19 protein-coding genes and 1 riboswitch are annotated in these 22,160 nt (G+C 57.5%); of the genes, 9 read left to right on the top strand and 10 right to left on the bottom strand.

All coding sequences use genetic code 11. The annotated features are described in order from the left end of the window. The first annotated feature begins 220 nt into the window (after positions 1–220). From aceB to aceK, 3 genes are all read left to right on the top strand, one after another. Entirely contained in the window at positions 221–1,822 is a 1,602-nt protein-coding gene (aceB, locus tag CE636_RS16390) for a malate synthase A (protein ID WP_017900135.1), read from the top strand. Positions 1,823–1,901: 79 nt separating this feature from the next. Next, entirely contained in the window at positions 1,902–3,206 is a 1,305-nt protein-coding gene (aceA, locus tag CE636_RS16395) for an isocitrate lyase (RefSeq protein WP_004206828.1), read from the top strand. A 102-nt stretch (positions 3,207–3,308) separates the two neighbouring features. Then, positions 3,309–5,093 (top strand): bifunctional isocitrate dehydrogenase kinase/phosphatase, encoded by a 1,785-nt coding sequence (gene aceK / locus CE636_RS16400; protein ID WP_004206827.1) that lies wholly within the window; start codon positions 3,309–3,311, stop codon positions 5,091–5,093. 52 nt (positions 5,094–5,145) lie between these two features. On the opposite strand, the gene iclR is transcribed toward aceK, so the two are convergent. Then, the gene (iclR, locus tag CE636_RS16405; RefSeq protein ID WP_004206826.1) at positions 5,146–5,976 is read right to left on the bottom strand and encodes a glyoxylate bypass operon transcriptional repressor IclR; all 831 of its coding nucleotides are present in this window, start codon (positions 5,974–5,976) and stop codon (positions 5,146–5,148) included. Positions 5,977–6,170: 194 nt separating this feature from the next. Between iclR and metH the strand changes: the two genes are divergently transcribed. Further along, entirely contained in the window at positions 6,171–9,854 is a 3,684-nt protein-coding gene (metH, locus tag CE636_RS16410; protein ID WP_017900133.1) for a methionine synthase, read from the top strand. 129 nt (positions 9,855–9,983) lie between these two features. Continuing rightward, a complete protein-coding gene (locus tag CE636_RS16415; protein WP_004206824.1) occupies positions 9,984–11,615 on the top strand; it encodes a Na/Pi cotransporter family protein in 1,632 nt (543 codons plus the stop codon). A gap of 112 nt (positions 11,616–11,727) precedes the next feature. Here CE636_RS16415 and pepE read toward each other — a convergent pair whose 3' ends face one another. Next, positions 11,728–12,417 (bottom strand): dipeptidase PepE, encoded by a 690-nt coding sequence (pepE, locus tag CE636_RS16420; protein WP_017900132.1) that lies wholly within the window; start codon positions 12,415–12,417, stop codon positions 11,728–11,730. 198 nt (positions 12,418–12,615) lie between these two features. Between pepE and rluF the strand changes: the two genes are divergently transcribed. Further along, entirely contained in the window at positions 12,616–13,491 is an 876-nt protein-coding gene (gene rluF / locus CE636_RS16425) for a 23S rRNA pseudouridine(2604) synthase RluF (protein WP_017900131.1), read from the top strand. Here the strand turns inward: rluF and CE636_RS16430 are convergent. Beyond that, positions 13,488–13,760, bottom strand: coding sequence for a DUF3811 domain-containing protein (locus tag CE636_RS16430; RefSeq protein WP_004177859.1), 273 nt, complete (start codon positions 13,758–13,760; stop codon positions 13,488–13,490). The two genes, rluF and CE636_RS16430, sit on opposite strands and share 4 nt — an antisense overlap. A 200-nt stretch (positions 13,761–13,960) precedes the next feature. Here CE636_RS16430 and CE636_RS16435 point away from each other — a divergent pair, with 200 nt between their 5' ends. Together CE636_RS16435 and CE636_RS16440 are read left to right on the top strand one after the other, a co-directional pair. After that, positions 13,961–14,317: a type II toxin-antitoxin system RelE/ParE family toxin gene (locus CE636_RS16435; RefSeq protein ID WP_004206820.1), complete on the top strand. Its 357-nt coding sequence runs from the start codon at positions 13,961–13,963 to the stop codon at positions 14,315–14,317. Then, entirely contained in the window at positions 14,314–14,652 is a 339-nt protein-coding gene (locus CE636_RS16440; RefSeq protein WP_004206819.1) for a helix-turn-helix domain-containing protein, read from the top strand. Before CE636_RS16435 ends, CE636_RS16440 begins: the two co-directional genes overlap by 4 nt. 36 nt (positions 14,653–14,688) lie before the next feature. Here the strand turns inward: CE636_RS16440 and panS are convergent, their stop codons facing one another. Further along, entirely contained in the window at positions 14,689–15,618 is a 930-nt protein-coding gene (panS, locus tag CE636_RS16445; RefSeq protein WP_017900130.1) for a ketopantoate/pantoate/pantothenate transporter PanS, read from the bottom strand. 138 nt (positions 15,619–15,756) lie between these two features. After that, the gene (gene lysC, locus CE636_RS16450) at positions 15,757–17,106 is read right to left on the bottom strand and encodes a lysine-sensitive aspartokinase 3 (RefSeq protein ID WP_017900129.1); all 1,350 of its coding nucleotides are present in this window, start codon (positions 17,104–17,106) and stop codon (positions 15,757–15,759) included. A gap of 179 nt (positions 17,107–17,285) precedes the next feature. Beyond that, a riboswitch (Lysine riboswitch) is annotated at positions 17,286–17,521 on the bottom strand. A gap of 348 nt (positions 17,522–17,869) precedes the next feature. Here lysC and pgi point away from each other — a divergent pair. Continuing rightward, complete coding sequence (gene pgi, locus CE636_RS16460) at positions 17,870–19,519, top strand: glucose-6-phosphate isomerase (RefSeq protein WP_004206271.1); 1,650 nt, start codon at positions 17,870–17,872, stop codon at positions 19,517–19,519. 48 nt (positions 19,520–19,567) lie between these two features. Here the strand turns inward: pgi and CE636_RS16465 are convergent, their stop codons facing one another. From CE636_RS16465 to CE636_RS16485, 5 genes are all read right to left on the bottom strand, one after another. Then, the gene (locus CE636_RS16465; protein ID WP_017900128.1) at positions 19,568–20,023 is read right to left on the bottom strand and encodes an acyltransferase; all 456 of its coding nucleotides are present in this window, start codon (positions 20,021–20,023) and stop codon (positions 19,568–19,570) included. A gap of 8 nt (positions 20,024–20,031) precedes the next feature. After that, positions 20,032–20,541 carry a GNAT family N-acetyltransferase gene (locus tag CE636_RS16470; RefSeq protein ID WP_025999230.1) on the bottom strand — a complete coding sequence of 170 codons (510 nt, stop codon included), beginning with the start codon at positions 20,539–20,541 and terminating at the stop codon, positions 20,032–20,034. A gap of 108 nt (positions 20,542–20,649) precedes the next feature. Continuing rightward, entirely contained in the window at positions 20,650–21,030 is a 381-nt protein-coding gene (locus CE636_RS16475; RefSeq protein ID WP_004206274.1) for a Rid family detoxifying hydrolase, read from the bottom strand. Between the two features lie 19 nt (positions 21,031–21,049). Then, complete coding sequence (locus CE636_RS16480; protein WP_004206276.1) at positions 21,050–21,370, bottom strand: AzlD domain-containing protein; 321 nt, start codon at positions 21,368–21,370, stop codon at positions 21,050–21,052. Beyond that, the gene (locus CE636_RS16485) at positions 21,363–22,103 is read right to left on the bottom strand and encodes an AzlC family ABC transporter permease (RefSeq protein WP_004206277.1); all 741 of its coding nucleotides are present in this window, start codon (positions 22,101–22,103) and stop codon (positions 21,363–21,365) included. The genes CE636_RS16480 and CE636_RS16485 overlap by 8 nt, the downstream gene beginning before the upstream one ends. Between the last annotated feature and the right edge of the window lie 57 nt (positions 22,104–22,160).

Below are 22,160 nucleotides of genomic sequence, written 5' to 3' on the forward strand. Positions count from 1 at the left end.
CCTCTGGCACCTTCGGGTGCCTTTTTTATTTCCGAAATTCACCTCACAGCTGATGATAACTTTAATTCCATTGTTATCAATATGTTAATGTCATTTTAAAATTAAAATGGAAATTGTTTTTGATTTTGAAAATTAATTGAGTAGTCTTAATTGTGCTGAGCGAAAACTGCACAACGATCTTTCGCTCGCTTCCAGCGGATCAACCAAGAGGAGCAGCACAATGACGCAGCAGGCGACAATCACCGATGAACTGGCCTTTAGTCAGCCCTATGGCGAGCAGGAGAAGCAGATCTTAACGCCTGAGGCGGTAGAATTTCTGACGGAACTGGTGAGCCGCTTTACGCCGGCGCGCAATAAACTGCTGGCCGCGCGTCTGCAGCAGCAGCAGGCTATTGACGATGGACAGCTGCCGGATTTTATTTCGGAAACTGCTTCCATTAGAAATAGCGACTGGACCATTCGTGGTATCCCGGCGGATTTACAGGATCGCCGCGTTGAAATTACCGGCCCCGTCGAGCGCAAGATGGTCATTAACGCGTTGAACGCTAACGTAAAAGTCTTTATGGCGGACTTTGAGGATTCGCTGGCGCCTGACTGGCGTAAAGTCATTGATGGTCAAATCAACCTACGCGATGCCGTGAACGGGACCATCAGCTACACCAATGAGGCTGGCAAAATCTATCAACTGCAGCCCAATCCCGCTGTGCTGGTATGCCGTGTGCGCGGTCTGCACCTGCCGGAAAAGCATGTGACCTGGCGTAATGAGGCCATCCCCGGCAGTCTTTTCGATTTTGCGCTCTATTTCTTTCATAACTACCAGGCGCTTCTGGCGAAAGGAAGTGGTCCCTACTTCTATCTGCCAAAAACCCAGGCCTGGCAAGAGGCGGCATGGTGGAACGATGTCTTCAGCTTTACTGAAGATCGCTTTGATTTGCCGCGCGGCACCATCAAGGCCACGCTGCTGATTGAAACACTGCCGGCGGTGTTCCAGATGGATGAGATCCTGCATGCGCTTCGCGACCATATTGTCGGCCTGAACTGCGGCCGCTGGGACTATATCTTCAGCTATATCAAGACGCTGAAAAACCATCCGGACCGCGTACTGCCGGACCGCCAGGTGGTGACGATGGATAAACCCTTCCTTAGCGCCTACTCACGGTTGTTGATTAAGACCTGCCACAAACGCGGGGCGTTTGCAATGGGCGGGATGGCGGCCTTTATCCCGAGCAAAGATGTCGAGCGTAACCGTCAGGTGCTGAATAAAGTCACCGCCGACAAAGAGCTGGAGGCGAACAACGGTCACGATGGCACCTGGATCGCCCATCCTGGGCTGGCGGATACCGCCATGGCGGTGTTTAACCGCGTGCTCGGCGACAAGCCGAATCAGCTCTCGGTGACCCGTATCGAGGACGCGCCCATTACCGCCGAACAGCTGCTGGCCCCCTGCGAGGGCGAGCGCACGGAAGCCGGGATGCGCGCCAATATTCGCGTGGCGGTGCAGTACATCGAAGCCTGGATCTCCGGCAACGGCTGCGTACCGATTTATGGCCTGATGGAAGACGCCGCGACAGCCGAGATCTCGCGCACCTCTATCTGGCAGTGGATCCATCATCAGAAAACCCTGAACGACGGCACGCCGGTCACAAAAGCGCTGTTCCGCCAGTGGCTGGCGGAAGAGCTGATGGTGATTCAGGAAGAGCTGGGAGAGCACCGCTTCAGCCATGGCCGCTTTGACGATGCGGCGCGGCTGATGGAGCAGATCACCACCTCTGATGAACTGATTGATTTTCTGACATTACCGGGCTACCGCCTGCTGGCCTAATCGCCAGATGGTGTGGTTCGCCATTTAGTCCTTCACCAATGCGCCTGGAGAGCCAGGAAATTATATGGAGCATCTGCACATGAAAACCCGTACCCAACAAATCGAAGAATTAAACAAAGAGTGGACGAACCCGCGCTGGGAAGGGATTACCCGCCCGTACAGCGCGGAAGAGGTGGTGAAATTACGCGGCTCGGTGAACCCGGAATGCACGCTGGCGCAGCTTGGCGCGGCGAAAATGTGGCGTCTGCTGCACGGTGAAGCGAAGAAAGGGTACATCAACAGCCTTGGCGCGCTGACCGGCGGCCAGGCCTTACAGCAGGCGAAGGCCGGCATCGAAGCCATTTATCTCTCCGGCTGGCAGGTGGCGGCGGATGCTAACCTGGCGTCCAGCATGTACCCGGATCAATCGCTGTACCCGGCCAACTCGGTACCGGCGGTGGTGGATCGGATCAACAATACCTTCCGCCGCGCCGATCAGATCCAGTGGTCAGCCGGGATTGAGCCGAACGATCCGCGCTTTATCGACTATTTCCTGCCGATCGTGGCGGATGCGGAAGCCGGTTTTGGCGGCGTCCTTAATGCCTTCGAGCTGATGAAATCGATGATTGAAGCCGGTGCAGCGGCTGTTCACTTCGAAGATCAGCTGGCGTCGGTGAAGAAGTGCGGTCATATGGGCGGTAAAGTGCTGGTCCCGACCCAGGAAGCGATACAGAAATTGGTGGCGGCGCGTCTGGCGGCTGACGTGATGGGGGTCCCGACGCTGGTGATCGCCCGTACCGATGCTGACGCTGCCGATTTAATTACCTCAGACTGCGATCCGTACGATCGTGAGTTTATTACCGGGGATCGCACCAGCGAAGGGTTCTTCCGCACCCACGCCGGGATCGAGCAGGCGATCAGCCGCGGGCTGGCCTATGCGCCGTATGCGGACCTGGTGTGGTGTGAAACGTCGAAACCGGATCTTGAGCAGGCGCGTCGCTTTGCTGAAGCCATTCATGCGCGTTTCCCGGGCAAACTGCTGGCCTATAACTGCTCGCCGTCGTTTAACTGGAAGAAAAATCTCGATGATAAAACCATCGCCAGCTTCCAGCAGCAGCTGTCGGACATGGGATACAAGTACCAGTTTATTACCCTCGCCGGGATCCACAGCATGTGGTTCAACATGTTCGACCTCGCCCATGCTTACGCTCAGGGTGAGGGGATGCGCCATTATGTTGAAAAAGTGCAGCAGCCGGAATTCGCCGCCGGGCCGGAAGGCTATACCTTCGTCTCGCATCAGCAGGAGGTGGGTACCGGCTACTTCGACAAGGTCACCACCATTATCCAGGGCGGTGCCTCGTCGGTGACGGCGCTGACCGGCTCGACCGAAGAAGATCAGTTTTGAGCCATGCCCGGTGGCACGACGCTAACCGGGCCTGTGAAGGGATCCAGGCCGGATAAGCGAGCGCGCCATCCGGCCTGACGTGGTGCCGGATGGGGGAGTTCGATGACGCGTGGTCTGGAATTACTGATTGCCCAAACGATATTGCAGGGATTTGACGCTCAGTATGGGCGTTTTCTCGAAGTGACTTCCGGCGCGCAGCAGCGCTTTGAACAGGCCGACTGGCATGCGGTGCAGCAGGCGATGAAACAGCGGATCCACCTCTATGACCACCATGTGGGTCTGGTGGTGGAGCAGCTGCGCTGCATCACGGAAGGAAAGAGCACGGATGCCGACTTTTTGCTGCGGGTGAAAGCCCACTACACCCGTTTGCTGCCGGATTACCCTCGTTTTGAAATTGCCGAGAGCTTTTTCAATTCGGTCTACTGCCGCCTGTTTGACCACCGCTCGCTGACCCCCGAGCGGCTCTTTATTTTCAGCTCGCAGCCCGAGCGTCCTTTTCGCACCCTTCCGCGACCGCTGGCGAAAGATTTTTTTGCCGATCGCGGCTGGCCGCACCTGCTGGGTAAAGTGCTGTCCGATCTGCCGCTGCGGCTGCCGTGGCAAAATAAAGCGCGGGATATCGGCTATATCATTGCCAGTCTGCAGGAGGCGCTGGGGGAGGAACTGCTCGCCACCTGTCATCTGCAGGTCGCCAATGAGCTGTTCTATCGTAATAAAGCCGCCTGGCTGGTGGGCAAACTGGTGATGCCGATGACCACGCTGCCCTTTTTGCTGCCGATCCATCGCAGCGACGAGGGCGAGTTGTTTGTCGATACCTGCCTGACCACCCATGCCGAAGCGAGCATCGTGTTTGGCTTCGCGCGTTCCTATTTTATGGTTTATGCGCCACTGCCCGGCGCCCTGGTGGAATGGCTGCGCGAGATCCTGCCGGGGAAAACCACGGCCGAGCTGTATATGGCGATTGGCTGCCAGAAGCACGCTAAAACCGAAAGCTATCGTGAATATCTGCACTACATCGCTCGCTGCGATGAGCAGTTTATTGAGGCGCCGGGCATTCGCGGGATGGTGATGCTGGTGTTTACCCTGCCGGGGTTTGACCGGGTGTTTAAGGTGATCAAAGACCGCTTCGCGCCGCAGAAAGAGATGACCGCCGCCCACGTGCGCGCCTGCTATCAGCTGGTAAAGGAGCATGACCGCGTCGGGCGGATGGCGGACACGCAGGAGTTTGAAAATTTCGTGCTGGAGAAACGACAAATCGCGCCGGCGCTGCTGGCGCTGCTGCAGGCGGAGGCGGGGAACAAACTGACCGACCTCGGCGACCGGATTGTCATCAGTCATCTGTATATTGAACGGCGAATGGTGCCGCTCAACCTGTGGCTGGAGCAGGTTAACGGCCAGGCGCTACGCGATGCGGTAGAAGAGTATGGGAATGCTATCCGCCAGCTGGCCGCCGCCAACATCTTTCCCGGTGATATGCTGTTTAAAAACTTCGGCGTCACCCGCCACGGCCGGGTGGTGTTCTACGACTATGACGAAATCTGCTATATGACGGAAGTGAATTTTCGCCAGATCCCACCGCCGCGCTATCCCGAGGATGAACTGGCCAGCGAGCCGTGGTACAGCGTCTCGCCGGGGGATGTGTTCCCGGAGGAGTTCCGCCACTGGCTGTGTGCCGACCCGCGCATTGGGCCGCTGTTTGAGGAGATGCATGCCGACCTGCTGCGCGCCGACTACTGGCGCGAACTGCAGACGCGGATTAAAAACGGCCATGTGGAAGATGTCTACGCCTACCGGCGCAAGCAGCGTTTTAGCGTGCGCTATGGCGCCGACAGTAGGCCGGATAAGGCGTTTACGCCGCCATCCGGCAAGGTGCGCCGATCTGCCTGATGGCGCTACGCTTATCAGGCCTACTTAAAATGCCCCGGTGGGGCATTTTTTTTTATTTAACCCCGCCGTATGCCAGCGTGACCTCTTTCGCGGCCTTAATGACCAGCGCGCCCAGCTCGGTCACCCGGTCATCGGTCATGCGTGAGATGGGGCCGGAGATGGAGATTGCCGCGAACGGTTCGCGGTGTTCATCATAAATGCAGGCGGCGACGCAGCGGAGGCCGAGCGCGTGCTCCTCGTCGTCGAACGAGTAGCCCCGCTTGCGGGTCTGCGCTAAATCTTCCTTCAGATGCAGCGGCGAGACCAGCGTGGCATGCGTATAGGCATGTAGCCCTTTACGGTGCAGGAGGCTGGTAACCTGCTCTTCGCTCAGCTGCGAGAGAAACGCCTTCCCGGCGCCGGAGGCGTGCATCGGCAGTTTTCCGCCGATCGGCGCCGACATCCGCATCAGCTGGGTGCACTGCACCTGGTCGATAATGATCGCCTGGTGGTCGCTCTGGTCAAGCACTGCCAGATTCACCGTTTCACCGGAATCTTCCATCAGCTGGCGCAGGATCGGGTGGACAATCGCCAGCAGATTGCGGCTTTGCAGAAAGCTGCTGCCGACCACGAAGGCATGCGCGCCGACGGCCCAGTGGCCCAGCTCGCCGACCTGGCGGACGAAACCCAGCTGCTGCATGGTGGTCAGCAGGCGGTGAGTGGTTGAGTTAGGCAGACCCGCCTGCTGCGCCAGCTCGGTCAGCGCGACGCTGCTGTGGGATTCGGCAATCCATTCGAGCAATTTCAGGCCGCGGGTCAGCGACTGAACCTGACCGCCAGCCTGCTGGGCGGTGGCAGCCGCGGGTTTTCTGCCGCGTTTCGCGGGAACGGGGGTAGTGGCCATCGCGGACTCCTTTTTCTGTATCGTGGAAATAATTTTCGTTTTATTTGGCGATAATGCAATCACTACCGGACTCATCGGAGGAGTGAAGCTGAACATGTCTCATATTGCCCGTTGTTGTCTTTTCCGCTCCGGTGGTTTATGCCAGTATGGTTTGTTGGCTATTTGGCCTGAGTTGAGCGTTGTCGGGAGCAAGTGTGAGCAGCAAAGTTGAGCAACTGCATCAGCAGTTAAAAGAACGTATTCTGGTTCTGGATGGGGGCATGGGCACCATGATCCAGGGCTATCGTCTGAGTGAGCAGGACTTTCGCGGTGAGCGCTTTGCTGACTGGCCGTGCGACCTGAAAGGCAACAACGACCTGCTGGTGCTCAGCAAGCCCGAGGTGATCCGTGAGATCCACGACGCCTACTTCGAGGCCGGCGCGGATATCATTGAGACCAACACCTTTAACTCGACAACCATCGCGATGGCGGATTACCAGATGGAATCCCTGTCGGCAGAGATCAACTTTGCGGCGGCGAAGCTGGCCCGCGCCAGCGCCGACGCCTGGACGGCCCGCACGCCGGAAAAACCGCGCTACGTGGCGGGCGTGCTTGGCCCAACTAACCGCACCGCCTCTATTTCGCCTGATGTGAACGATCCGGCGTTCCGTAATATTACCTTTGACCAGCTGGTGGCCGCCTATCGCGAGTCCACCCGGGCGCTGGTGGAAGGTGGCGTGGATCTGATCCTGATTGAAACGGTATTTGATACCCTGAATGCCAAAGCGGCCATCTATGCGGTGAAAGAGGAGCTGGAGGCGCTGGGCGTTGACCTGCCGCTGATGATCTCCGGCACCATTACCGATGCCTCCGGCCGCACGCTTTCCGGGCAGACCACCGAAGCTTTCTATAACTCGCTGCGCCACGCCGAAGCCTTATCGTTTGGTCTGAACTGCGCCCTCGGGCCGGACGAACTGCGCCAGTACGTCCAGGAGCTGTCGCGCATCGCTGAATGCTACGTCACCGCGCACCCGAACGCCGGCCTGCCCAACGCCTTCGGCGAATACGATCTGGATGCCGATACCATGGCGGCGCAGATCCGCGAATGGGCGGAAGCCGGTTTCCTTAATATCGTCGGCGGCTGCTGCGGTACGACCCCGGAGCATATCGCCGCCATGAGCCGGGCGGTAGCGGGCCTGCCGCCGCGCCAGCTGCCGGAAATCGCGGTGGCCTGCCGCCTCGCCGGCCTTGAGCCGCTCAATATCGGCGATGACAGCTTGTTCGTTAACGTCGGCGAACGTACCAACGTTACCGGCTCGGCGAAATTTAAACGCTTAATCAAAGAAGAGAAGTACAGCGAAGCGCTGGACGTCGCGCGTCAGCAGGTGGAAAGCGGCGCGCAGATTATCGATATCAACATGGACGAGGGGATGCTCGACGCAGAAGCGGCGATGGTGCGCTTCCTCAACCTGATTGCCGGCGAGCCGGACATTGCCCGCGTGCCGATCATGATCGACTCCTCCAAGTGGGAAGTTATTGAGAAAGGCCTGAAATGCATTCAGGGCAAAGGCATCGTTAACTCGATTTCGATGAAAGAGGGCGTCGAACCCTTTATCCACCATGCGAAACTGGTTCGCCGCTACGGCGCTGCGGTAGTGGTGATGGCCTTTGACGAAGTGGGCCAGGCTGATACCCGCGAACGTAAAATTGAGATTTGCCGTCGCGCCTACAAAATCCTCACCGAAGAGGTCGGCTTCCCGCCAGAAGATATTATCTTTGACCCGAATATCTTTGCGGTGGCGACCGGTATCGAAGAACACAATAACTATGCCCAGGACTTTATCGGCGCCTGCGAAGACATCAAACGCGAGCTGCCGCATGCGCTGATCTCCGGCGGGGTCTCCAACGTCTCCTTCTCTTTCCGCGGCAATGACCCGGTTCGTGAGGCGATCCACGCCGTATTCCTCTACTATGCGATCCGCAACGGCATGGATATGGGGATCGTCAATGCCGGTCAGCTGGCCATCTATGATGACCTGCCGGGCGAGCTGCGCGACGCGGTGGAGGACGTGATCCTCAACCGCCGCGATGACAGCACCGAAAGATTGCTCGAACTGGCGGAAAAATATCGCGGCAGTAAAGTTGACGACGGCGCCAATGCCCAGCAGGCGGAGTGGCGCAGCTGGGAGGTGAAAAAACGCCTCGAATATTCGCTGGTGAAGGGCATTACCGAATTTATCGAACAGGACACCGAAGAAGCGCGTCAGCAGGCTGCCCGCCCGATTGAGGTGATCGAAGGGCCGCTGATGGACGGCATGAACGTGGTCGGCGATCTGTTCGGCGAAGGCAAAATGTTCCTGCCGCAGGTGGTGAAATCCGCTCGCGTCATGAAACAGGCGGTGGCCTACCTTGAGCCGTTTATCGAAGCCAGTAAAGAACAGGGCTCCAGTAACGGCAAAATGGTGATTGCCACGGTAAAAGGCGACGTTCATGACATCGGCAAAAACATCGTCGGCGTGGTGCTGCAGTGTAATAACTACGAAATCATCGATCTTGGCGTGATGGTCCCGGCGGATAAAATTCTCAAAACCGCCAAAGAGGTAAACGCGGATCTCATCGGCCTTTCCGGGCTGATTACCCCGTCGCTCGACGAGATGGTTAACGTGGCGAAAGAGATGGAGCGTCAGGGCTTTACCATCCCGCTGCTTATTGGCGGCGCAACCACCTCGAAAGCGCATACGGCGGTGAAAATCGAGCAGAACTACAGCGGCCCGACCGTTTACGTACAGAACGCCTCGCGCACCGTCGGGGTGGTGGCTGCGCTGCTCTCGGATACGCAGCGCGATGAGTTTGTCGCCCGCACGCGCAAAGAGTATGAAACCGTGCGTATCCAGCATGGACGTAAAAAACCGCGCACCCCGCCGGTGACCCTGGCGGCCGCACGGGAAAACGATCTGGCCTTTGACTGGGAGAGCTATACGCCGCCGGTGGCCCATCGCCTGGGGATTCAGGAGGTGGAAGCCAGTATCGAGACGCTACGCAATTACATCGACTGGACGCCGTTCTTTATGACCTGGTCGCTGGCGGGTAAATATCCGCGCATTCTGGAAGATGAAGTGGTAGGGGAAGAGGCGCAGCGCCTGTTCAAAGACGCTAACGAGCTGCTGGATAAACTGAGCGCAGAGAAAACCCTCAACCCGCGCGGCGTGGTGGGCCTGTTCCCGGCCAACCGGGTGGGCGACGATATTGAAATCTATCGCGATGAAACCCGCACCCATGTGCTGACGGTGAGCCATCACCTGCGCCAGCAGACGGAGAAGGTCGGCTTCGCCAACTACTGCCTCGCCGACTTTGTGGCGCCGAAGCTGAGCGGCAAAGCGGACTACATCGGCGCCTTCGCCGTCACCGGCGGCCTGGAGGAGGACGCGCTGGCGGAGGCCTATGAAGCGCAGCATGACGACTATAACAAGATCATGATCAAGGCCATCGCCGATCGTCTGGCGGAAGCCTTCGCCGAGTATCTGCACGAGAAAGTGCGCAAGGTCTACTGGGGGTATGCGGCCAATGAGAACCTCAGCAATGAGGAACTTATTCGCGAGAATTACCAAGGGATCCGTCCGGCGCCGGGGTATCCGGCCTGTCCGGAGCACACTGAAAAAGGCACCATCTGGCAGTTGCTGGACGTCGAAGCCCATACCGGCATGAAGCTTACCGAATCGTTCGCCATGTGGCCGGGGGCATCGGTTTCCGGCTGGTATTTCAGCCATCCGGACAGCAAGTACTTCGCCGTGGCGCAGATCCAGCGCGACCAGGTCGAAGACTACGCGCGGCGTAAAGGGATGACCCCGGCGGAAGTCGAGCGCTGGTTAGCCCCTAATCTGGGCTATGATGCGGACTAGTCGTCATCTTTCCTTACAACTAACAAGGCGCTCTGTGAGCGCCTTGTCTCTTTATTGAGGTTAACCCCTTATACTGAGATAGGTTCCAGAACGTCGGAACACCTATAACGATAAGGAGAAGCTGATTCCGTGTTAACTCTGCTACACCTGTTGTCCGCGGTCGCTCTGCTGGTGTGGGGCACGCATATCGTGCGTACCGGGGTGATGCGCGTCTATGGCGCTCGCCTACGTACCGTTCTCAGTAGCAGCGTAGAAAAAAAGCCGCTCGCCTTCTGCGCGGGTCTTGGCGTGACTGCGCTGGTACAAAGCAGCAATGCCACCACCATGCTGGTGACCTCGTTTGTCGCCCAGGATTTAGTGGGCCTCACGCCGGCGCTGGTGATGGTGCTGGGCGCCGACGTTGGGACGGCGCTGATGGCGAGGGTACTGACCTTCGACCTGTCGTGGCTGTCGCCGTTGTTGATTTTTATCGGGGTGATTTTCTTCCTCGGCCGCAAGCAGACCCGCGCCGGGCAGCTGGGGCGAGTAGGGATCGGCCTTGGGCTGATCCTGTTGGCCCTGGAGCTGATTGTGCAGGCCGTCCACCCCATTACCCAGGCCAACGGCGTGCAGGTGATTTTTGCCTCGCTGACCGGGGATATCATGCTGGATGCCTTGATTGGCGCTGTATTCGCGATCATTAGCTACTCCAGCCTGGCGGCGGTGCTGCTGACCGCGACGCTGACCGCGGCGGGAGCGATCTCTTTCCCGGTGGCGCTGTGCCTGGTGATTGGCGCCAACCTGGGATCGGGGCTGTTGGCGATGCTCAACAACAGCGCGGCGAACGCGGCGGCGCGCCGGGTGGCGCTGGGCAGCCTGTTGTTTAAGCTGGTGGGGAGCCTGATCATTCTGCCGTTCGTCCATCCGCTGGCCGCGGCGATGCATAAGCTGCCGTTGGCCGAGTCCGAGCTGGTTATCTACTTCCACGTTTTTTACAACCTGCTGCGCTGCATCGCGATGGTGCCTTTTGCCGGACCGATGGCGAAGCTGTGCCAGCGCATGATCCGCGATGAACCCGAGCTGGATAACCATCTCAAACCCAAGCATCTCGACCCGTCGGCGCTGGACACCCCGGCGCTGGCGCTGGCCAATGCCGCGCGCGAGACGCTGCGCATTGGTGACGCGATGGAGCAAATGCTGGAGAGCCTGCATAAGGTGATGCATGGCGAACCGCGTCAGGAGAAAGAGCTACGCCGCATGGCGGACGATATCAACGTGCTCTACACCGCCATTAAGCTCTATCTGGCGCGAATGCCAAAGGATGAGCTGGCGGAAGAGGAGTCCCGGCGCTGGGCGGAAATTATTGAGATGTCGTTAAACCTCGAGCAGGCCTCCGATATCGTCGAGCGGATGGGCAGCGAGATCGCCGATAAATCGCTGGCGGCGCGTCGCGCCTTCTCGGTGGAAGGGTTAAAGGAGCTGGACGCCCTGTACGATCTGCTGCTCAGCAATCTGCAGCTGGCGATGTCGGTCTTCTTCTCCAGCGATGTGCCGAGCGCCCGTCGCCTGCGGCGCAGCAAACACCGGTTCCGCATTCTTAACCGCCGCTACTCGCATGCGCACGTTGACCGCCTGCATCAGCAGAACGTGCAGAGTATCGAAACCAGTACGTTGCATCTGGCGCTGCTGGGGGATATGAAGCGCCTGAACAGCCTGTTCTGCTCGGTGGCTTACAGCGTGATGGAGCAACCGGATGAAGACGACGAACGGGATGACTACTGAGCCATTCCCCGGCGGCGCTGTGCTAACCGGGGTTTGGCGTTTGGACGTCCCGTTGAAGCAGCCCGGATAAGGCGCAATGCGCCGCTATCCGGGAAACGTTAGCCCCCCAGGCTCAGAAGCGGTGGCCCGCAGGCAGGGTTATCGCTTCTTCCCCCGCTTTGAACAACAGCGTCGGGTTCGGGCCACCGAGCGTCGCGTGATCATCGGTGACCTGGATCCAGTTTCCTTCCGGCAAACCAATCACCGTTAATTCCGGCGCCACGACCAGCAGTTCGCGGATACGCTGTTCGCGGGTTTCGCCCTGATGCCCGGTCGGCAACGCGTTGGTGAAGTGCGGGTTAATCTGTAGCGGGAACAGCCCCAGCGCATCAAATCCCTGCGGATCGACAATCGGCATATCGTTGGTGGTGCGAATGGTCGGGCAGGCGAGGTTTGAACCTGCGCTCCAGCCGATATACAGCGCCCCGCGTTTGACGACATCGACAATCGGCGCCAACAGACCGCGACTGCGGCACTCTTTCAACAGCTGGAAGGTGTTCCCGCCGCCGACGATCACCATCTCGGTGCTTTCAATGGCGGCGATAGGGTCGTCGACGCTGTGGATACTGGTTACGCTGACCGCCATGGGCGCCATAACCGCAGCCACTTTGGCCGTGTAATCATCCCAGGATTGCGTCACGCCAGCGAAGGGGATGAATACCGCCTTACGGCGGCCTTTGACCTGACCGGCAATCAGCGGCAGGGCGTGTTCCAGCCAGGCTTTCCCCGGCAGCGTGGAGTTACTGAGTAACAGCAGTTCCATCTTTTCTTCCTGTTTTAAAAATATTATTGAAGCAGAAATTCTAGCATCGCCCCCATACCGGCGCGCTGATATGGCGCATGATGTAGGTAAGCGGAATGCTGTTCACAAGCCCGACGAAGCTTCTGGATAATGAATCACACAATCCAGGTTTTTTCTCGCCCACAAGGTAGGGTATATTTCGCTTTTACAGGAGAATCTATGCTGCCCGACTCATCAACCCGATTAAACAAATACATCAGTGAAAGCGGCATCTGCTCGCGTCGCGAAGCGGACCGCTTTATTGAACAAGGCAACGTCTTTATCAATGGCAAGCGCGCCACGATTGGCGATCAGGTGAAGCCTGGCGACCTGGTCAAAGTTAACGGACGGTTGATTGAGCCGCGCGAAGCGGATGATCTGGTGCTGATTGCGCTAAATAAGCCGGTCGGCATTGTGAGCACCACAGAAGACGGCGAGCGCGACAACATTGTCGATTTCGTCAACCACAGCAAGCGTATCTTCCCTATCGGCCGTCTGGATAAAGACTCCCAGGGGCTGATTTTCCTCACCAATCATGGCGACCTGGTGAATAAGATCCTGCGTGCCGGAAACGACCATGAAAAAGAGTATCTGGTTACGGTCGATAAGCCGGTGACCGATGAGTTCATTCGCGGCATGGGCGCGGGGGTACCGATTCTCGGGACCGTGACCAAAAAATGTAAGGTAAAGAAAGAAGCGCCGTTCGTTTTCCGCATCACCCTTGTGCAGGGGTTAAACCGCCAGATCCGTCGCATGTGCGAGCATTTTGGCTATGAAGTGACGAAGCTTGAGCGTACGCGGATTATGAACGTCAGCCTGACGGGGATCCCGTTGGGTGAGTGGCGCGATCTGACCGATGACGAGCTGATCGACCTGTTCAAGCTGATTGAAAACTCCTCTTCCGAAGCGAAGCCGAAAGCGAAGCCGAAGGCCAAAGCGGCGACCCCCGGGATCAAGCGCCCGGTGGTGAAGGTGGAAAATAGCAACGATAAAGGCCGCCCGGCTGGCAACGGCAAACGTTTCACCCAGCCGGGACGTAAAAAGAAAGGGCGCTAACGCCTGCCGCGGGTCGGCGTATTCGCCGACCAGGAAAAGGTTGCTTCCTTATCCGTCTTATAAGCCTGCTGTTTTTTCACCTGGCGGGCTTTCTTCGCTTCCGCTTCGCGCTGCGCCATCAGCTTATCGATATATTCCTTTTTCACGCTGTTCGTTTCCGCATTGCTCAGCGGGCGGCCGTGCGCAATGCGCGCGCGGTCAAGCAGCGTTTTCAATTCGCGCTGTTCGCGCTCGGTCATCTCTTTTTGTGTAATTCGGGGGAGTGCCATGGTGGTGCCCTCAGTCAGACCAGAGCACCCAGTGTACGGTAATCAGCGCAAAATAGAACGCATCCGGAAAGCGCCTCGCAGAATATTTCCCTCGTTCGTGACCCGTGAGGTGAACTGGCTTAGGGTAACGGCACGATCAACCTGTTATCGACGATAAATATCGGGCGAGTGGTGTATAAAATTTTATACAAGGATGTGGTATGCTCAATCAGCAACCAAGATTAAGGCGTATCGTCTGGATGGGCTCTTCCTTTGACGATCTGCGCCAGTTTCCTGAGGACGTCCGCAGAGATGCTGGATTCCAGCTTTATCGTTTACAGTCAGGTTTAGAGGCTGCGGACTGGAAAGCAATGCCTCAACTGGGGCGGGGGGTTGAAGAAATCCGCCTGCGCCACTTTTCCGGTGCATATCGGGTAATTTATCTGGCCCGTTTTGCAGAGGCGATATATGTCCTGCACTGTTTTAACAAAAAGACGCGCCGGACCGCCGAACACGAAAAACAGATTGTCAGAAGCCGTTTGCGGGTTATACAGCAGGAACACAGGAGTCATAAATGAATCGTAAGAGTGTGGATGGTATCCGTCATGTGACCTCTGAAGAGAGCAATATATTCAGTGAACTGGGCTTTGATGATGCTGACGCAGAGCAGCTTCGCGGACAAGCGGAAAAAGAAGTTGAGCAGTTGATGGCGCTTAAACGACAGTTAATGCAGGAAATCGCTGAGTGGATAGATGAACATCAATTGAAGCAGGCCGATGCTGCCGCGAAGTTGAGCATTTCGCGCCCACGCATTTCAGATGTGGTCAATCAGAAAACCAGTAAGTTTACCCTGGATGCGTTAGTCATGATGTTAATGAAGTTAGGTAAACCAGTACGTTTGCAGATTGGATAACGCACACGCCCGGGCCGGCGCCCGGACGTGTCACGCTCAGCGCTTGCTGGCTTTTTTGGCGATGGGCTTCCCTGACCAGTATCCGGCCAGCAGCGAACCGGACAGGTTATGCCAGACGGAGAACAGGGCTCCCGGCAGCGCCGCCAGCGGGCCGAAGTAAATTTTACCCAGCGCGGCCGCCAGGCCGGAGTTCTGCATCCCTACCTCGATCGCCAGCGTACGGCAGGTGGATTCATCAAAACCAAACAGACGTCCGCCCCAGTAGCCGCCGAGCAGGCCAATGGTGTTATGCAGGATCACCGCGATAATCACCACCAGGCCAACGGACGCGATATGGGCCGCGGAACCCGCCACCACCGCGCTGATGATCGCCAGAATGCACACCATCGAGAAAGCGGGGAGGAACGGTTCCACCGCTTTCACCACCTTCGGCAGCAGATGATGGACAATCAGCCCCAGGGCGATGGGAATGACCACAATCTGCAGAATGCTCAGCAACATCCCCATGACGTCGACCTGAATGTGCGCGTCGACGTACAGACGGGTCAGCAGCGGCGTCGCGATGACGCCGACCAGGGTGGAGACCGAGGAGATAGTCACCGACAGCGCCACGTCCCCTTTGGCCAGAAAGATCATCACGTTGGAGGCCGTCCCGCTGGCGACGCTGCCCACCAGCACCATCCCGGCGGAGAGCTCCGGCGGCATATGAAACAGCAGCGCCAGCAGCCAGGCGGCGAGCGGCATCACCAGATAGTGCAGAAATATCCCTGCAGCGACCGGCGCCGGACGCGACAGGACGCGTTTGAAATCCGCCAGCTTTAGATGTACCCCCATACCGAACATAATCAGCATCAGCAGGGTGGTAACCCACGGGCCGATCGGGGTGAAAGTGGTGGGGGTGTAATAGGCCAGAACGGAGAGCAGCAGCGCCCATAACGGGAACAGCCGCGTCAGAGTTGCGAGCATGTTGTGTTCCTTGCGATACGCAAACCGGCCGCGCCGAACCGGTAGGGCGGCGAGCTGGTCAGCTGGTTGTGTTGATGTTGTTATAAAAAAGCCGGGTTCGAGCCCGGCTATAGGTATTGTTTATCGTGCTAAGGAATTTTATTCAAACAAATTATGATGCAACGTCTGCACCACCTTCTCCGCATCGGCGCCAGGGACCAGGAAGCAGAGGTTGTGGCTGGATGCGCCATAGCAGATCATGCGGATGTTAAACGGATCAAGGACGCCAAACACCTCTTTGCCGACGCCGCAGGCTTTCGACAGCTCGTTGCCGATCAGGGCAACCAGCGCCAGGTCTTCTTCCACTTCCACGCGACACAGCGAGGAGAGCTCGGTCAGCAGCGCCTGGGTCAGCAGGGTATCGCCCGCAGAGGTTGAGCCAGTGGTGTCCATGGTCAGGGCCACGCTCACTTCGGAGGTGGTGATCAAATCGACGGAGATGTTATGGCGCGCCAGAATACCGAACACTTCGGCGAGGAAGCCGCGGGAGTGCAGCATATTCAGGCTGTGTAGCGTCAGCAGCGTCTGGCGGCGGCGCAGCGCCAGCGCGCGGAACAGCGGCGGGTTCTCGGTGGTTTTACACACCAGCGTACCGCCCGCTTTAGGTTCTTTACTGGAGCCGACAAATACCGGGATATCGCTGCGCACGGCAGGCAGCAGGGTCGCCGGATGCAGCACTTTAGCGCCGAAGGTGGCCATTTCCGCCGCCTCTTCAAAGGCGATGACGTCGATGCGTTTCGCCGCTGGTGCGACGCGCGGGTCGGTCGTATAGATCCCGGGCACATCGGTCCAGATATCGACGCGGGTGGCATTCAGCGCTTCGCCGAGCAGAGCGGCGGTATAATCGCTGCCGCCGCGGCCGAGGGTGGTGGTGCGGCCCTTCGCTTCGCTGCCGATAAAGCCCTGCGTCACCACCAGGCCTTCCGCCAGACGCGGCGTCAGCTGCTGCTGGGTCAGTTCGGCGACAGCGGCGATATCCGGTTCGGCGCGGCCAAAGCGATCGTTAGTGCGCAGCACTTTACGGGCGTCAAACCATTGCGCCTGAATTCCGCGTTCACGCAGAATCTCCACAAACAGCAGGGTGGACATCAGTTCGCCATGGCTGACCAGTTCGTCAGTCAGCGCGCTAGAGGAGGCGAGCGCGGCGGCTTCCGCCAGCGTGGTGATATTTTCCAGCAGGCGCTCAATCTCTTCGCGGATCACGTTGGGATAGCGCAAACGCTCCAGAATATTGAACTGGATCTGGCGCAGAGCGTCCAGCTGGGAAAAACGTTCGGTGGGTTCCAGCCCTTCCGCTAAGGCCACCAGAATGTTGGTCACGCCGGCAGAGGCGGAGAGCACAACAATACGGGTATTGGCATCAAGCAGCGCCACATCAATGCTGCGGTTCATCGCGTCAAAATCAGCAACGCTGGTGCCGCCAAATTTGGCGACGACTAAATCTGTCATAACAACCTCGTGTCAGGGGGCCTGACTTATTAAAACGATTCCTGAACACCTATCCTGGCAGGGGCTGGATGCCGCCGGATCGCAACAAAATGTCTTAATAAGCCAGGCCAAATTATTCAGCCATGGCACAAGGGAAGAGCGATAAACAGGGTGGCGCAGAATGATAAACAACTACGATGTCACCCAGAAGTGCTCCACCTTGTAGACCCGACTCACCGCTCTGGGCGCTGAAGTGTTCGGGTATGAAACGCCCGACTGCGAACGTTTCTGGTGACAACCCAGGGGATTCAGCCCCTGTGGCCGGTGAGGAGCGTAACCAGACGCTCTTTCACCTCGGCGTTGCTCCCCCTCACGTATTTTCGCCGGACTGGTTCCTCCAATACGGTTACCTGGGCAACGCACCTCTTCTGGCAATTACCGACGTCTTTCACCTGGCCGGGGGAATAAGGACATTATATCCCCCGCGAATACCCTTTCGCTGTAGCGTGAAATGCGCGAGCAATAGATACTTACAATACGTAAGCACTGCGGATATATAAAGGCTTAACGCCAGCTATGTCAACGCTGCGGTTATGCGGATTTTTCATGCCCCTGCGGCTAACAGAAAAAAGCCTTATGATAGCTATACTAATGGGGCTTTTTACTCCGTATTGACCCGATTCCTGACCGGCGTCAGGGACAAGTCACAAAAATCATCACAATTTTCCGTCACCGGCGCTACAATCGACCGAAGTCACAATCTCAAATCAGAAGAGTATTGCTAATGAAAAACATCAACCCAACGCAGACCTCTGCCTGGCAGGCATTACAGAAACACTTCGACGAAATGAAAGATGTCACTATCAGCGAGCTGTTCGCCAAAGATAGCGACCGTTTTTCTAAGTTTTCCGCGACGTTTGACGATCTGATGCTGGTGGACTTCTCCAAAAACCGCATCACCGAAGAGACGCTGGCTAAACTACAGGATCTGGCGAAAGAGACCGACCTGGCGGGCGCCATCAAGTCGATGTTCTCCGGTGAAAAGATCAACCGCACCGAAGATCGCGCGGTACTCCACGTCGCGCTGCGCAACCGCAGCAACACGCCGATTGTGGTTGATGGCAAAGATGTGATGCCGGAAGTGAACGCTGTGCTGGAGAAGATGAAAACCTTCTCTGAAGCGATTATCTCCGGTAGCTGGAAAGGCTACACCGGCAAACCGATCACCGACGTGGTCAACATTGGTATCGGCGGCTCCGACCTCGGTCCGTTCATGGTCACCGAAGCGCTGCGTCCGTATAAAAACCACCTCAACATGCACTTTGTCTCCAACGTCGATGGCACCCACATTGCCGAAGTGCTGAAGAGCGTCAATCCGGAAACCACCCTGTTCCTGGTCGCGTCCAAAACCTTCACCACCCAGGAGACCATGACCAACGCCCACAGCGCGCGCGACTGGTTCCTGGCGACCGCGGGCGACGACAAGCACGTGGCTAAACACTTCGCGGCGCTCTCCACCAACGCGAAAGCGGTTGGCGAGTTCGGCATCGACACCGCCAACATGTTCGAATTCTGGGACTGGGTTGGCGGCCGTTACTCCCTGTGGTCGGCGATTGGCCTGTCCATCATTCTCTCCGTGGGCTTCGACAACTTCGTTGAGCTGCTGTCCGGCGCGCATGCGATGGATAAACACTTCTCCACCACCCCGGCGGAGAAAAACCTGCCGGTACTGCTGGCGCTGATCGGTATCTGGTACAACAACTTCTTCGGGGCAGAAACCGAAGCGATTCTGCCGTACGACCAGTACATGCACCGTTTTGCCGCCTACTTCCAGCAGGGCAACATGGAGTCCAATGGTAAGTATGTTGACCGTAACGGCCACGCCGTGGACTACCAGACGGGTCCGATCATCTGGGGCGAGCCGGGCACCAACGGTCAGCACGCGTTCTACCAGCTGATCCATCAGGGCACCAAAATGGTACCGTGCGATTTCATCGCCCCGGCTATCACCCACAACCCGCTCTCCGATCATCATCCGAAGCTGCTGTCCAACTTCTTCGCCCAGACCGAAGCCCTGGCCTTCGGTAAATCCCGTGAGGTGGTGGAGCAGGAATATCGCGATCAGGGTAAAGATCCGGCGACCCTGGAGCACGTGGTGCCGTTCAAAGTGTTCGAAGGCAACCGCCCGACTAACTCCATCCTGCTGCGTGAGATCACCCCGTTCAGCCTCGGGGCGCTGATTGCTCTGTACGAGCACAAAATCTTCACCCAGGGCGCGATCCTCAACATCTTCACTTTCGACCAGTGGGGCGTTGAGCTGGGCAAACAGCTGGCTAACCGCATCCTGCCGGAGCTGAAAGACGGCAGCGAAGTCAGCAGCCACGACAGCTCCACTAACGGTCTGATTAACCGTTATAAAGCCTGGCGCGCATAACGCTTGCGCAGCTAAGACGGAATGCCGACCTTATGGTCGGCATTTTTTTTACAGCCGTCGCAGCAGGCGGGCTGGATTCCCCGCCCACACGCCTCTCTCGGTGATGGACTTCGTCACCACGCTGCCCGCGCCAATCACCACGCCGTCGCAGATACTGACGGCCAGAATCGTGGCGCCGCTACCGATCGACACGTCGTCGCCAATCTCAATCCGCCCCCAACTGGCGCGGTCGGCGTTTGGTTTGCCGTCGCGAAACAGATCGTTGGCGAACATCACCCCGTGACCGATAAAACAGCGCCGACCAATGGTGACGTACTCGCAGATAAAGGTATGAGACTGGATTTTACTCTCCGCGCCGATGCGGGTATTCCCCTGGATCTCAACGAACGGCCCGACGAAGACGTTATCGCCCAGCGTGCAGTTATACAGGTTGGCGGGCTGGTAAATAACGACATTTTCACCACAAACGACGTTACGTACGCCGGTGTCACGAAGCTCAGGCATAGTTCCTCTCATAGCGGTTTGGCCAGAATATGTAAGGTGCTTTGCTGGCTGGCGGAATGAAAAGTTGCGTCTCTGATGTGCTGCATCCCCTGGCGTTCGTAAAAACGGCGCGCGGCGGGATTCGCGGCGAGTACTTCCAGCCACAGCCAGCTTTCACCGGCCGTTTTTGCTCGCGTCTCGACGGCGTGAAAAATCTGCTCGCCGTAGCGGTGGCCAGTCTTCCCCGGCATCAGGTAGAGCTTATGCAGCAGCGTACCCGTCGTGCCGTCGTCAGCCATTCGCTGTTGATAGCTATATTTAGCGAAACCAACGGGGGAAGCGGCTTCGGCGATGAGCCAATGATGGTTGGCATCGGTCAGACTCCGATGTAGCGCATCTTCGGCATATTCTTGCTTAAGAAATAACGCCAGTTCATCGGCATTGCGCCAGAGATGGGCGAAGTGGTGCTGGTAACTGGCATAACCCATCGCGCTCAGTTGTGGCGCGTCCTCGGGTAATGCCTTTCGGATAGTCAACATGCTGCTTTCCTCGGGTCGTTCAGTGGCTATAGTGCCTGTAATATGAACAACGTGGAACGTCAAAAATCGGTGGGTAAGGGGCTGGAGGTTCTACCTCCAGCCGGGGGGTTAACGGGCGAAAGCGATCGCTTCGATTTCGACGCCAGCGTCTTTCGGCAACCTGGCCACTTCCACGCAGGAGCGCGCCGGAAAGGCCGCCTGATGTTCGGTAAAGAAGGCCTCGTAGGCGGCATTGATGGCGGCAAAATCCGCCAGGTCTTTCACAAACACCGTGGTTTTGACGATCTGACCAACGCTGAGGCCGGCGGCTTCGACGATGGCTTTCACGTTCTCCAGCGACTGGCGCGCCTGTTCGGCAATGTCGTCGGCCATGGTGCCGTCCTGCGGATTAATGGGCAGCTGGCCGGAGGTGATGGTCATCGCGCCGAGATTGACGCCCTGAACGTACGGACCAATCGCGGCGGGTGCGTCAGCGGTAGTAATAATCATGGGGTTACCCTTCAAACAGTTACAGAAAATAATTCAACAGCACCAGTGAGCCGACGCCGCTGACCACCACCCACACCAGACCCAAACGGAAGCTGGCGAGCGTACAGATAATAGCGGCGATCACCTTCGGGTTTTTTAAGTCGAACTCCATGCTGGAATTCACGCTCAGGATCTGAATGGTGATGATGGCCGGCAGGACGGTGACCGGCACGAAGCGCAATGTTTTGGTCACCCGCTCAGACATCTGGATCTTGCCGGCCAGGCCGATAAACGAGAAACGAATAAGAAAAGTGACCGCGGCCATGCCCAGCGTCAGGGCGATAAAGTAGCTATTACTCATTTTCCAGCGCCTCCACTAACGGCATATCGGATTCGGTTGTTGCCCTCTGCTTGCGCTCTTCCGCCAGGTCGACGCACAGGCCGGCGAGGACGCCGAGCACGGAGGCGACGACGATACCCAGCGAGTAGGGCAGGACCACTAACAGCACGCCGGAAACGGCGGCCACTACCGCGGCGACGGTGCAGGCCTGGCTTTTAATTTGCGGCACCACGATGGCGATAAAGGCGGCGACCATGGCGAAATCGAGACCGTATTTTTCAATGTGGGGAAACGAGGCGCCGACCAGCGCGCCAAGAAAATCGGCCAGCACCCAAATCGCCCAGAAGGTGATCATCGCCGAGCCATAAAACAGATATTTTTCCTTTTTATTTCCTTCCATCTCTTTGACGGTGGTGGCATACACCTCGTCGGTGAGCGCATAGGACATAAAGCATTTTTTAAAGAATGAGGCTTCGCGCACGGTACCGGAAATAGAGGCGCTATACAGCACGTGGCGAAGATTAATAATTAATGTGGTGAAAATAATCACGCCGAGCGTGGCGCCGGTTTTTAACATATTCAGTGCCAGCATCTGCGCCGAGCCGGCAATCACAATCGCCGACCACGCGGTACTTTGCCAGACGCTCATTCCGGCGCTGACGCTTAACGCGCCAACAATGAACGAGAAAGGAAAGTCCCCGATGCACAGGGGCATAATGGCGCTGGCGCCGCGTAATATGACTTTTTTATTCATCGTAAAATACCTGTTGGTGCAGGCAATAAATCATTATTGCGTAGGGTACAAAAGGGC

Source organism: Klebsiella sp. LY, from assembly GCF_004010915.1.
In the GTDB taxonomy this organism is placed as follows: domain Bacteria; phylum Pseudomonadota; class Gammaproteobacteria; order Enterobacterales; family Enterobacteriaceae; genus Klebsiella; species Klebsiella quasipneumoniae.